Genomic DNA, 11,518 nt, shown 5'->3' on the forward strand with positions numbered 1-11,518 from the left:
GGTCTTTCATGGCACAAATAGCCTCGCAAATCAGCGCCTTTTGCGCCGCTGATTCGGGCGACATCTCGAAGGCCTCTCATGACAGAACCTGCTCGGCAGCACGCTGCCGAAAACGAGCCCTCCAACGCGAGCGATTACGGCGCGGAATCTATCCGCGTGCTCAAGGGACTCGATGCCGTCCGCAAGCGCCCGGGCATGTATATCGGCGACACCGACGACGGCTCGGGCCTGCACCACATGGTCTACGAAGTCGTCGACAACGCCATCGACGAAGCGCTCGCCGGCCATGCCTCGCGCGTCGAGGTGATCCTCAACGCGGATAATTCCGTCACCGTGCGCGACGACGGCCGCGGCATTCCCGTCGACATCCACAAGGGCGAAGGCATCTCGGCGGCCGAGGTCATCATGACCCAGCTGCACGCCGGCGGTAAGTTCGACCAGAACTCCTACAAGGTTTCCGGCGGCCTGCACGGCGTCGGCGTCTCCGTCGTCAACGCGCTGTCGAGCAAGCTCGGCTTGCGCATCTGGCGTGACAACAAGGAGCACTATATCGAGTTCGCCCACGGCGATGCCGTGGCGCCGCTGAAGGTCGTCGGCGATGCCCCGGGCAAGCGCGGCACCGAGGTGACGTTCCTGGCCTCGACCGAGACGTTCAAAAACGTCGAATACGACTTCGCCACGCTCGAGCATCGGCTGCGCGAGCTCGCCTTCCTCAATTCCGGCGTCAACATTGTGCTCTCCGACATGCGCCACGCGGTCGAGAAGCGCGAGGAGATGTTCTATTCCGGCGGCGTCGAGGAGTTCGTCAAATATCTCGACCGCAACAAGAAGGCGCTGGTGCCGGCGCCGATCATGGTGCGCGCGGAAGCCAACGGCATCGGCGTCGAGGCCGCTTTGTGGTGGAACGACAGCTACCACGAGAACGTGCTGTGCTTCACCAACAACATCCCGCAACGCGACGGAGGCACCCATCTCGCCGGCTTCCGCGGCGCGCTGACGCGCCAGGTCAACGGCTATGCCGAGGCCAATGCCAAGAAGGAAAAGATCGCGCTGACCGGCGACGATTGCCGCGAAGGTCTCACCGCCGTTCTCTCGGTGAAGGTGCCCGATCCGAAGTTTTCGTCGCAAACCAAGGACAAGCTGGTGTCCTCGGAAGTGCGCCCCGTGGTCGAGAACGTGCTCAACGAGGCGCTTGCCGCCTGGTTCGAGGAGCACCCGAGCGAAGCCAAGATGATCGTCGGGAAGGTCATCCAGGCCGCGGCGGCCCGTGAAGCTGCGCGAAAAGCGCGCGAGCTGACGCGCAAGAGCCCGCTCTCGGTCTCCTCGCTGCCGGGCAAGCTCGCCGACTGCCAGGAAAAGGATCCGGCCAAGTCCGAGCTCTTCATCGTCGAGGGCGACTCGGCAGGCGGCAGCGCCAAGCAGGGCCGCAACCGCGAGTTCCAGGCCGTATTGCCGCTCCGCGGCAAGATCCTGAACGTCGAGCGCGTCCGTCCCGACAAGATGCTGTCGAGCGAGCAGATCGGCACGCTGATCACCGCGCTCGGCACCGGCATCAGCGACGAGTTCTCGGTCGAGAAGCTGCGCTATCACAAGATCATCGTGATGACGGATGCCGACGTCGACGGCGCCCACATCCGCACGCTGCTGCTCACCTTCTTCTACCGGCAGATGCGCGACATCATCGACGGCGGCTATCTCTATATCGCCCAGCCGCCGCTCTATAAGGTCTCGCGCGGCAAGTCAGAGCAGTACCTGAAGGACGAGCGAGCGTTGGAAGACTATCTGATCGACGCGGGCCTCGATGATTGCGTGTACATCCCCGGCACCGGCGGCGACCGCTCCGGGCGCGATCTGCGTGCGCTGGTCGACGACGCCCGCGTGGTCCGCAGCATCCTGCGCAACCTGCACAGCCGCTATAACCGCAAGGTGGTCGAGCAGGCCGCCATCACCGGCGTGCTGAACAAGGAGATCTACGGCGATCCCGAGAAGGCGGCCGCCGCCGCGCAGTACATCGCGAGCCGGCTGGACAACCAGGCCGAGGAGGTCGAGCGCGGCTGGGTCGGACAATTCGTCGAGGGCCAAGGCTATTTGTTCGAGCGCACCGTGCGCGGTGTCAAGGAAGCCGCTGTCATCGACGATGCGCTGCTCGGCTCGGCCGAGGCCCGCAAGCTCGACGAGTATACGACCAAGCTCCAGGACGTCTACGCCCGCTCCGGCAAGCTGCGGCGCAAGGATTCGGAGCACGTGGTCCACGGCCCGGTCGATCTGTTCGAGGCCGTGACCGATTCGGGCCGCAAGGGCATCAGCCTGCAGCGCTACAAAGGCCTCGGCGAGATGAACCCGGAGCAGCTCTGGGAGACGACGCTGGACACCGAGGCACGCTCGCTGCTGCAGGTGAAGGTCAAGGAGGTCGACGAGGCCGACGACATCTTCACCAAGCTGATGGGCGATGTCGTCGAGCCCCGCCGCGATTTCATTCAGGAACATTCGCTGAGCGCGACGATCGATATTTGAGGGCGGTTGGTCTGATCTGCTAGCCGCGCACGCTCTGCAACCTCTACCGCTTGCGGGAGAGGTCGACGCGAAGCGGCGGGTAGGCGCTTTCTCCTCTGGGGGATTGTCCCGTTGTGGAGACACCCTCTCCCCAGCCCTCCCCCGCAAGCGGGGGAGGGAGCGCACCACCTTCGCGGCAACAACTGCCCTGAACCTCTCCACCCGCCGTCGCGACGAAACGGCATGAGCCCGCAAGGCCAATTCCGGCCGGGAAATGTCGCGCCATGACCGCCTCTGCAACGACCAGCTCCGCCGCGCCCTCACGCCGTCTCGGCATCATCGGCAGCATTGTCGGCGTGCTGGCGCTGATGGCGGCGGTGCTGCCGCATTGGGTCGTGCCGATCGTGTTTCCGCCGCCGCCGGCGGACAAGGTGATCGTCGACACCGGACACCGCATCAAGGACCGCATCGTCGCGAAGGTGAAGGGCGTGGAGTATCAGTCCCCCAGGCCTGAGAAATCGGCTGGACGAAGCTGGAGTGAAACCGCGTCGGTCACGGCAATCTCGCTCGGCCTGCTCGCTATCCTGCTTTCGGTGCTCTCCCTGATCTTCCGGGAGGAACGGCTCCTTGCCGCCGTCGCCGCGACACTCGGCACCGGCGCCATCGCCATCGAAATCTCCTTCGTCATGATGGGGGTCCTGATCCTGATCGCGATCCTCTACGTGATCGGGAATATCATCGGGCTGTTTTGAGGGCCGCTTGCCACAAGCTCCCGTCCTCATCCTGAGGAGCCCGCGGAAGCGGGCGTCTCGAAGGATGGCCACCGGCAACATAGGGGCCTGCATGGTTCGAGACGCGCGTTCCGCGCTCCTCACCATGAGGGATCAGCAGCCTCGCCTGGGCTCACGGACCGGCCACGAACCACCGCCCACTACAATTGCTCCCGCGCTCAAATCTCTGTAGTTTCCGCCCGAAACAGGCCCTCCCATCAACAGGACAGCGAGAACCCCGTGGCGCCCATCCAATACATCGTCGAGGGCGGTCACCGGCTCTCGGGCTCGATCGAGCCGTCCGGCAACAAGAATTCGGCGCTGCCGATCATCGCCGCCGCGCTGCTGACCGAGCATCCGGTCGTGCTGGAGAACGTGCCGCGGATCCGCGACACCGAGACGCTGGTCGAACTGGTCCGGTCGGTCGGCGCGTCGGCCGAATGGTCCGCGCGCAACACGCTTCATATCCATGCCAAGAGCATCCGCGCCGCCGACCTCGACCCCGAGCTGTGCGTGCGCATTCGCGCCTCGATCCTGCTCGCCGGGCCTCTGCTCGCCCGCTGCGGCGAAGTGATGCTGCCGCCGCCCGGCGGCGACGTCATCGGCCGCCGCCGGCTGGACACGCATGTGCTCGCGCTGGAGCAGCTCGGCGCCAAGGTCACCGCGACCGACCGGCTCGAATTCCGCGCGCCAAAGCTCGCGGGCGCGGACGTGTTCCTGGACGAGCCGAGCGTCACCGCCACCGAGAACGCGCTGGTCGCGGCGGTCGCCGCCGACGGCATCACCTATTTGCGCAACGCGGCCTCCGAGCCGCATGTGCAGGACCTCGCCAATTTCCTGGTCGCGCTCGGCGCCAGGATCGAAGGCATCGGCACCAACACCATGATCATTCATGGTCAAGCGACGCTCGGCGGGACGACGTACCGGATCCAGCCCGACCACATCGAGGTCGGCTCGCTGATCGGGCTTGCCGCCGTGACGCGCTCTCCCTTGCGCATCGCGCGCGCGGGCGTCGAGCATCTGCGCTCGATCCGCATGGGCTTCGAGCGGCTCGGCATCGTCTGCCGGATCGAGGGCGATGATCTCATCGTGCCCTCCAACCAGACATTGAAGATCCAGGACGATTTCGGCGGCCATGTGCCGAAGCTGGAGGACCAGCCCTGGCCGGCCTTTCCCGCCGACCTGATGTCGATCGCGATCGTCACGGCCACGCAATGCGAGGGCGTGATCCTGATGTTCGAGAAGATGTTCGAATCCAGGATGTTCTTCGTCGACAAGCTGATCGCGATGGGCGCGCGCATCGTGCTGTGCGACCCGCATCGCGCCATCATCGCCGGCCCCAGCCGCCTGCACGGCGCGACGATGACCTCGCCCGACATCCGCGCCGGCATGGCGATGCTGCTCGCGGCCGTCTGCGCCGAGGGCACCTCGACCATCAACAACGCCGACCAGATCGAGCGCGGCTATGAGCGCATCGAGGAGCGGCTGAACGCGCTTGGTGCGAAGATCCGGCGCGTGCCGGAGCGGAGTTAGGCCATCCTATTTCGGCGGACGCGCGTCGAGGGCCTGTTTGCAGGCCGCAGACAATTCCGCGTAATGGTCGCTGAAGCATTTGCGAATGCGGCCGCCCCCGGGCATCGTTCCCGCGCAGAGGCGCTGATAATCGGCCTTGCAGGCCTGCTTTGCCTCACTGCGCGCGTCCTCCGCGGAGGCTTGCGACAGGAACAGAACCAGAAGCGCGATCAAACTCGCCGCCGCAAGAGCCGCACGGACATACACCGGCGCCCGCCGCGAGAAGCTCACCACCGGTCCGCTTGCCGTCCGGCCAAATCGTTGCACCATGTCACCTCCATCAATTCGCAGACATCGATGTAGGTGATACGTCTGGACGGGCCGAATCCCCCGTTCACTCTGCGCGGCTCAGCGAAAATAGCCGCCGACGAGTTGTCGGCGTCCTTTCGCTGAAATTCGTTCCAGCATCTCGACGAAGGTCGTGACGACGAGGTCACCAATCTTCACGCGCTTATCGCGGGCATCCTTCACGGCTGCCTCCAGCTCGGCCTTGTCGAGGTTCGTCTGCGCCGCCGTTTTCATCGCCTTCATCAATGCGAGCCGGTACTCGGCCTGGAGCGGGGCCAGCTCCGCCTCCTTGCCGCGATAGATGCTCCACAGGATCTCCGCGTCTTCCGCCGGAAGTCTCTCGGCGACACGCTCGATCATGCGCAGCGGCACGACCGCGCCCGGTCGAAAGCCGCCGGGCAGCAGCCATTGCGCCGAGACATAGGTGAACAGGACGACGTTGACGCACAGCGACAGCAGCATGAGCGCCCGCCAGGGGGTGGACCATTCTCGCCAGAACTTCATTGCACCGATCCATAGCCGATTGCGTAGATGTCGAAGACGCCACTCATGACGGACAGGGGGTCCGACGGCGCGTGGGCATAGGGCAGCGCTCCCGCCAGCCACACACCCACCATCACAGAGCAGGCGAGACTTGCGGCGGGAACGAGCGCCGGCCAGCGCAGCAGGCGCTGATGCCATGCCAGCCGATGCTGCTGCGGGATGGCGGCGAGCCTTTGCAGGACCAGAAAGCTCGAACGATCCGCCCTCGCCGTCTCGATCTCCGGGGCGATGGCAAGGAGCCGGTCGAAGCGCGACTGCTGGTCCAGGACCGCAGCACCTTCCGCCGTCGCCGCAATCCGCCGCGCGGCCTCGCGCGTCGGCGCGGGCCAGCGCTCGATGTCACCTCCCCATGTCTCGGCCAATTGTCTGAACTGTTCGGGCGTCATACGTGGCTCCCCGTCTGCTGTATTTTCTGAACATTTGCCTTGAGCGCCGAGCGGGCGCGGCCCAGCAGCGATTCGAACGCCTTGGCGCTGAGATTCATCGCGTTCGCCGCCTCCTCACCGCTCAATCCCTCCATGTGGAAGAGGGCGATCGCGCCGCGCTGCCGGTCCGACAGGCCGGCCATCGCGCGGTTGAGAAGGCGAAGCTCCTCATCGGCGATCAGCCGTTCGACGGCGTGCGGTCCCGTATCGGGCACATCGCCAGCCTCTTCGAGGGCCTGGAACGTTCGGCGCCGCGTGCGATCGAACGTCAGGTTGAGGACGATGCGGTAGAGCCAGGTCGTGAATTTCCCAACCTCTGGGTCGAAAGAGGCTGCGTGAGTCCAGACACGCATGAAGGCCTCCTGGCCGATGTCGTCGGCCTCGGCCGGGTCGCGCACGATCCGCTCCGCGACCCGCAGCGCCCGAGGCATATGGCGCCGCATGAGAACGCGAAACGCGTGCTGCCGCTGCGCCGAAACCTCCGCCATCAAGGCCTCATCCGATGGCTCTTCCATCACATCGATCTGTTGCTCTGGCCTGCGGACATCGTAGCCGAGAATTGCGAACCGATCCTCCCGGGCAACAGCCGCCTCCAACCAGCGATCAAAAGCGCCAATAGACTCCGGCGCGCACCGTGTGCGTGTCGAGCCTGGACTCGCGCGCGCCGAAAGTCGTCGCGCCGACCGTCTGTGCGGCCAGCGTCTTCGAGCCGTAATTGTCATAGAGATATTCGAGCCGGACCGAGGCCTGCGGTGCGAAGCGGAATTCCCCGCCGGCTCCGATCGACCAGCCGATTCGTGTTTCGCTCCAGCTCGCGACGGCCCCGATCCCATTGTCGAACGCCTTGCTCTCGACGCCTGCGACGGCAAGGCCACCGGCGGCGAACAGCAGCGTGCGGTCGAAAGCATAGCCGATCCGTCCACGGAGGTGGCTGTTCCAATTGACCGCGGATTGAAGCTGCGTGACCGCCGGGGTCGGCGCAAAGCCGGTATCGATCGTCGCGCGCGCACCGACGAAGTTCACGTCGCCCTCGAGCCCGGCGACGATCCGGCCCCATTGCGCCGAGAAGCCCGCCGTTGCACCGACGATCGCGCCCTTCGGATCGACAAAGTGGAATTCACCCGTCGCCGGCAGCGAGATCTCGGAGCGGCCCGAAAGATAGCCGGCCTGAACGCCGAAATAGGGCCCTGCCCAGCTCAGCAGGGCTACCGAGGCCGCCTGCGGGGGCGGCGCTGCGGGCAGCCTCAGGTCGGCCGCTGCAGCGGCGCCGGCACCCGGGATGGCAGAACCGATCAACAGCGCGGCGAACGTCAGCCTAAATCTCGTTGTCATGCTCAAATTCCCAATATGAGACCGGCCCAGATTCGCCGCACATGACGAATACGGCCCGACCCGAACTTTCCTTCGCCTGAGCACGTCTTTTTTTCAGCGGCCCCGCCCTCACATTTCTTTGCCGTTACTTCGCCGATCGAGGCTGCTATGTCCCCGGCATGACCGAGCTTTTGGATACCAAACAGCCGTACCGGGCACGCCTGGACGCAACGCAGAACCACCTTGCCGAGGAATTCGGCGAGACGCTGCGGCTCGCCGTGCCGCTCATGCTGACCCAGCTCGGGCAGATCGCGATGATCACGACAGATCTCGCGATGATCGGGCGGCTCGGCGAGGACGCGGTGGCCGCGGCGGCGCTGGCCCATACGGTCTATTTCGTCAGCTTCACCTTCGGGCTCGGATTGACGTCCGCGGTGTCGCCGCTGGCGGCGCAGGCGTTCGGTGCCGGCGACGTCAGGCTGATCCGCCGCTCCTTGCGTGTCGGTCTGTGGGCCGCGCTGCTGATCTCGCTGCCGATGATGGCCTCGCCGCTCTATGGCGAGCAGATCCTGCTCACGCTCGGTCAAATGCCGCACTCGGCCGCGATGGCACAGCACTACCTGAATGGCCTCGCCTGGGGCATCGCACCGGCGCTCGGATTCATCGCGCTGCGCAGCATGATGAGCGCGGTGAACCGGCCGCAGGCGCCACTGTGGATCACGCTGGCGGCGATCCCGGTCAATGCCGCGCTGGTCTATGCCCTGATCCACGGCCTGTTCGGTCTGCCCGAGCTCGGCCTGTTCGGCGCGGGGCTTGCGACCACGCTGGTCAATCTCGGCACCTTCCTCGCCGCGCTCGCGATCGCCGGGCTGCGCAAGCCGTTCGCGGACTATCATCCGCTCGCCCGCCTCTGGCGGATCGACTGGCCCTTGATGCGCCAGCTGATCGCGATCGGCGCGCCGATCTCGTTCTCGCTGCTGCTGGAATACGGCCTGTTCTCCTCGGCCGCGCTGCTGATGGGCCTGATCTCGACCACCGCGATTGCCGCGCACCAGATCGCGCTCCAGGTCACCGCGGTGCTGTTCATGGTGCCGCTCGGCATCGGCATGGCGGCGACGGTGCGGGTCGGCCATGCCTTCGGCCGCAATGATCCGGCGGCGGTGAAGCGCGCAGGGCTCGTCGCAGCCGTGCTCGGCCTCGCGCTGGTCTCCGCGCTGACGATCGCCATCGTGATCGGTCGCTATCAGCTCGGCCGGCTGTTCTTCGGCGCCGGTAGCGAAAGTACGGCCACCGTCGAGCTGACGGCAACGCTGCTGCTGGTCGGGGCCAGCTTCTTCATCGCCGACGGCCTGCAGACCATCATGGGCGGCGCGCTGCGGGGCATCAACGACACCAAGATGACCCTGCTGTTCGCCGCGATCGGCTATTGGGGCGTCTCTTTTCCCATCGGCTGGTTGCTGGCGTTCCACACAGGGCTGGGCGCGGTCGGCGTCTGGATCGGATTCTCGATCGGCACGTTCGTCTATGCCGGGCTCCTGATCTTGCGCTTCCGGATGCTACGCGCAAAATGGCGGGATGAAGGGAACGGTCCGCGAAGTCGCGCCTGAAGTCGATGCCGATGCGCTGCTCGCCGGCGCGCAGTTCATCGACGCGTTTTGCGTGGACATCGGCGCCGCGGCGGTGAATGCCCGCGAAGCCTGCACCAGGATGGTGCTGCACGGGCCCGCTGGATCGATGTGCTGCTGCGCCTGCGCAACATTCTGGTGAGGCCGTTCGGGCTGAAGACATCGGGCGAAGGCGCCCCGGCGCCGTACGGCCTGATCGGCCTGTTTCCGGTGCTGAGCGAGACGCCGGAGCAGCTGGTCGCGGGCTTCGATGATTCGCACCTCGATTTCCGCCTCGTGGTCGACGTTTCAGGCAATGCCGCGCGCCGCCATGTGACCTCGACCACGCTGGTGCGCACGCACAACCTGCTCGGCCGGACCTATCTTGCGCTGATCATGCCCTTCCACAAGCTCGTGGTCCGCAGCATGATGGGACGGATCGTGGAGCCTGTCCGATGAACTGTGCGGGCCGACATTGAACGAACACGCCGTGTTCAGCCCACCGGCCCTGCAGTCCAATTGTCGCCAGCGAGCGGACTGACTTTCACGTCAGGAATGACACCGAGGTCCATGCTCGGATCGAAATGGCGCATCGTTCGCTCATTGAGGTCGATGATGCGGCCAGATCTTAGTGGTCCCACGTCGTTTATCTTGACGATGACCTTCTTGCCCACGGCCTCGACGAGAGCATATTTCGGCCTCGCGCCAAATTCGACCCCACCAAATTTCCGGCGCAGACTCGTCTTGATGGCAGCCGTCCAGGCGGAGGGATCATAACGTTCGCCGGAAGCCGTGTTCGGACCGCCCTCCTCCTTGCCAGGCTTGAACGGATTATAGGTGGACGCCGCGCCAATAATCGCATCGCCGGAGGCGGCATCGACGACGGCACTTGAGTGATCCCCACGCGTTTCACTTCGAGCAACGGCAACAGAGAATGCAAGCGTAACCAGGGCGCCGCAAACTGCGGCGCTCGAGCGGAAGAGCATCATAAGTCCTGTGATTTTTTAGATTGCCCGGTTCCAAAAACGCAAACGTGGTCAAGCGAACGCAGCAGCGTTCATCAACTTGCGCCGATCGTTTTGCGGATTCGAGCCAGCCCCTGGCTACGGAACCGTTGTGTGAACCGCAGTGGTCCTCACGTCGTGTTTAGCTTCCCGCCGATTAAGACAGAGATTGCGTCAGCAACATGACCCGATGGAACCTTGTGCATGCAGCGCCAGAACACGCAGGCAGCGACGACCGCTGAACTAGTGCTGTCGAAACGAGTCTACGAGGATACGCTCAACTCACTCGGCAACGCGCACCGATTTGTCGCTTGCTGCTTCGGACCATTCGCCGACCACGCGGTCGAGATCGCCGAGATTCTGGTGCATCTGCTCCAGGGAGAAGCCGAGCGCGAAGAAGCGCTCGGCGGTATCGCTCGCGTGGCCGCGGATCAGGCCGTCCTGACGGACGGACGCGACCGCCTCGGCGTAGTGCTGGAGCGCGACATGGACGGGATGGATCGGCGGCGCGCCGGCGCCTTCACGCAACGCCGCGGCGGCCGAGCGCAGGAAGCGCGCGATCACGGTCGACACTTCCGTCAGCGGAGCAGCCAGCCGCAGCTGCACCTCGACCGGTAACGGCACCACCGTGGCACGGCCGATCATCACGACGTCATGGCGCAGCCGCAGGATGGTTCGCAGCAATGGGCCGGTGTCCGGACCGCTCGACAGCCGCGCCGCGCGCTCACGCTCGGCTTCGGAGCCGATCGCATTCAGATTGACCATCGCGGTGCCGATGCCGTCCTGGATCCGGTGCAGCGCGTCGTTGTCGCGGCCGCGCGTGAGGCCTGCCAGCAGCTCGGCGAGGGCATCGGCGATCAATTCGAGCAGAACCGCCGCGCTGGCGCGGATCTGCCGCACCGCGCGCGAGGGCAGCACCAGGAAGGAGACCAGCAATCCCGTGACGGCACCGACACCGACCTCGCTGACCCGATCGATCGCCGAGGTCAGAGGATCGGCATGATGCAGGGTCGGAACCAGGAGCACGATCACGGCGGTGACCGTGGCGGCGCTGAGGCTCGGATTGATCGCGGCGATGAAGGCGAGCGGGGCGACGGAGAGGACCAAGAGGCCGAGCAGGCCCGCCTCGCTGGAATAGGGAATCAGGATGGCGATGGCGCCGCCATAGAGGGCGCCGCCGATGGTGCCGAGCATGTAGTCGCGCGTCGCCTTCAGCGAGCGGCCGACGCTCATCTGGGTCACGATCAGCGAGGTCAGCACCGCCCAGAGCGGCAGCAGCAGATGCAGCGCGGTCGCGATCGCATAGGCCGCGGTCGCGGCGACGGTGACCCGGATCGCCAGCCCCAATTGCGTCCGCCGCGCCCGGACCCGGTCGAACAGCTGCCTTGCGCGCGTCATACGGAATATCCTGATCCTTTTCGCCTAAGCAAAAGCATGGCTGATCCCCGCCGACGCAAGGCCGCTTGAAAGGCCAAATCAGCCCGCCTAACTTGCGCGCCAAAACGAGG

11 protein-coding genes and 1 pseudogene are annotated in these 11,518 nt (G+C 65.4%); 5 read left to right on the forward strand and 7 right to left on the reverse strand.

Annotated features, from left to right (window positions below; all coding sequences use genetic code 11):
* Positions 1–78: 78 nt before the first annotated feature.
* The 3 genes from gyrB to murA all read left to right on the forward strand — a co-directional run bounded on the left by gyrB (position 79) and on the right by murA (position 4,796).
* Positions 79–2,514, forward strand: a complete 2,436-nt coding sequence (gene gyrB, locus P0R31_RS31765) for a DNA topoisomerase (ATP-hydrolyzing) subunit B (RefSeq protein ID WP_275518520.1) — start codon at positions 79–81, stop codon at positions 2,512–2,514.
* A gap of 263 nt (positions 2,515–2,777) precedes the next feature.
* Positions 2,778–3,245 (forward strand): hypothetical protein, encoded by a 468-nt coding sequence (locus P0R31_RS31770; protein ID WP_275518522.1) that lies wholly within the window; start codon positions 2,778–2,780, stop codon positions 3,243–3,245.
* 258 nt (positions 3,246–3,503) lie between these two features.
* On the forward strand, positions 3,504–4,796 hold the full coding sequence (gene murA, locus P0R31_RS31775; protein WP_128265862.1) for a UDP-N-acetylglucosamine 1-carboxyvinyltransferase: 1,293 nt from the start codon (positions 3,504–3,506) through the stop codon (positions 4,794–4,796).
* Positions 4,797–4,802: 6 nt separating this feature from the next.
* On the opposite strand, the gene P0R31_RS31780 is transcribed toward murA, so the two are convergent.
* The 5 genes from P0R31_RS31780 to P0R31_RS31800 all read right to left on the reverse strand — a co-directional run bounded on the left by P0R31_RS31780 (position 4,803) and on the right by P0R31_RS31800 (position 7,423).
* On the reverse strand, positions 4,803–5,105 hold the full coding sequence (locus tag P0R31_RS31780; protein WP_275518523.1) for a hypothetical protein: 303 nt from the start codon (positions 5,103–5,105) through the stop codon (positions 4,803–4,805).
* A 78-nt stretch (positions 5,106–5,183) separates the two neighbouring features.
* Positions 5,184–5,627, reverse strand: coding sequence for a periplasmic heavy metal sensor (locus P0R31_RS31785; RefSeq protein ID WP_275518524.1), 444 nt, complete (start codon positions 5,625–5,627; stop codon positions 5,184–5,186).
* Positions 5,624–6,052, reverse strand: a complete 429-nt coding sequence (locus P0R31_RS31790) for a hypothetical protein (RefSeq protein ID WP_275518525.1) — start codon at positions 6,050–6,052, stop codon at positions 5,624–5,626. Before P0R31_RS31790 ends, P0R31_RS31785 begins: the two co-directional genes overlap by 4 nt.
* A complete protein-coding gene (locus tag P0R31_RS31795; RefSeq protein WP_275518526.1) occupies positions 6,049–6,687 on the reverse strand; it encodes an RNA polymerase sigma factor in 639 nt (212 codons plus the stop codon). Before P0R31_RS31795 ends, P0R31_RS31790 begins: the two co-directional genes overlap by 4 nt.
* 7 nt (positions 6,688–6,694) lie before the next feature.
* Positions 6,695–7,423: an outer membrane protein gene (locus tag P0R31_RS31800; RefSeq protein ID WP_275518527.1), complete on the reverse strand. Its 729-nt coding sequence runs from the start codon at positions 7,421–7,423 to the stop codon at positions 6,695–6,697.
* A 158-nt stretch (positions 7,424–7,581) separates the two neighbouring features.
* Here P0R31_RS31800 and P0R31_RS31805 point away from each other — a divergent pair, with 158 nt between their 5' ends.
* Both P0R31_RS31805 and P0R31_RS31810 read left to right on the forward strand, forming a co-directional pair.
* Positions 7,582–9,009, forward strand: a complete 1,428-nt coding sequence (locus tag P0R31_RS31805) for an MATE family efflux transporter (RefSeq protein ID WP_275518528.1) — start codon at positions 7,582–7,584, stop codon at positions 9,007–9,009.
* Positions 8,978–9,465: pseudogene (locus P0R31_RS31810) on the forward strand (DUF2867 domain-containing protein). The gene P0R31_RS31805 and the pseudogene P0R31_RS31810 overlap by 32 nt, the downstream one beginning before the upstream one ends.
* A 35-nt stretch (positions 9,466–9,500) precedes the next feature.
* Here the strand turns inward: P0R31_RS31810 and P0R31_RS31815 are convergent.
* Positions 9,501–9,995: a septal ring lytic transglycosylase RlpA family protein gene (locus P0R31_RS31815; protein ID WP_275518529.1), complete on the reverse strand. Its 495-nt coding sequence runs from the start codon at positions 9,993–9,995 to the stop codon at positions 9,501–9,503.
* 297 nt (positions 9,996–10,292) lie between these two features.
* A complete protein-coding gene (locus P0R31_RS31820; RefSeq protein ID WP_275518530.1) occupies positions 10,293–11,408 on the reverse strand; it encodes an FUSC family protein in 1,116 nt (371 codons plus the stop codon).
* Positions 11,409–11,518 lie beyond the last annotated feature (110 nt).

The organism is Bradyrhizobium yuanmingense (assembly GCF_029167105.1).
GTDB lineage: Bacteria > Pseudomonadota > Alphaproteobacteria > Rhizobiales > Xanthobacteraceae > Bradyrhizobium > Bradyrhizobium yuanmingense_A.

Excerpts from the sequence above, each read along its gene's own strand:
- P0R31_RS31820 (WP_275518530.1), bottom strand. The coding sequence starts at position 11,408 with ATGACGCGCGCAAGGCAGCTGTTCGACCGGGTCCGGGCGCGGCGGACG.
- gyrB (WP_275518520.1), top strand. The coding sequence starts at position 79 with ATGACAGAACCTGCTCGGCAGCACGCTGCCGAAAACGAGCCCTCCAAC.
- P0R31_RS31800 (WP_275518527.1), bottom strand. The coding sequence starts at position 7,423 with ATGACAACGAGATTTAGGCTGACGTTCGCCGCGCTGTTGATCGGTTCT.
- P0R31_RS31780 (WP_275518523.1), bottom strand. The coding sequence starts at position 5,105 with ATGGTGCAACGATTTGGCCGGACGGCAAGCGGACCGGTGGTGAGCTTC.
- P0R31_RS31770 (WP_275518522.1), top strand. The coding sequence starts at position 2,778 with ATGACCGCCTCTGCAACGACCAGCTCCGCCGCGCCCTCACGCCGTCTC.
- P0R31_RS31785 (WP_275518524.1), bottom strand. The coding sequence starts at position 5,627 with ATGAAGTTCTGGCGAGAATGGTCCACCCCCTGGCGGGCGCTCATGCTG.
- P0R31_RS31815 (WP_275518529.1), bottom strand. The coding sequence starts at position 9,995 with ATGATGCTCTTCCGCTCGAGCGCCGCAGTTTGCGGCGCCCTGGTTACG.
- P0R31_RS31805 (WP_275518528.1), top strand. The coding sequence starts at position 7,582 with ATGACCGAGCTTTTGGATACCAAACAGCCGTACCGGGCACGCCTGGAC.
- P0R31_RS31790 (WP_275518525.1), bottom strand. The coding sequence starts at position 6,052 with ATGACGCCCGAACAGTTCAGACAATTGGCCGAGACATGGGGAGGTGAC.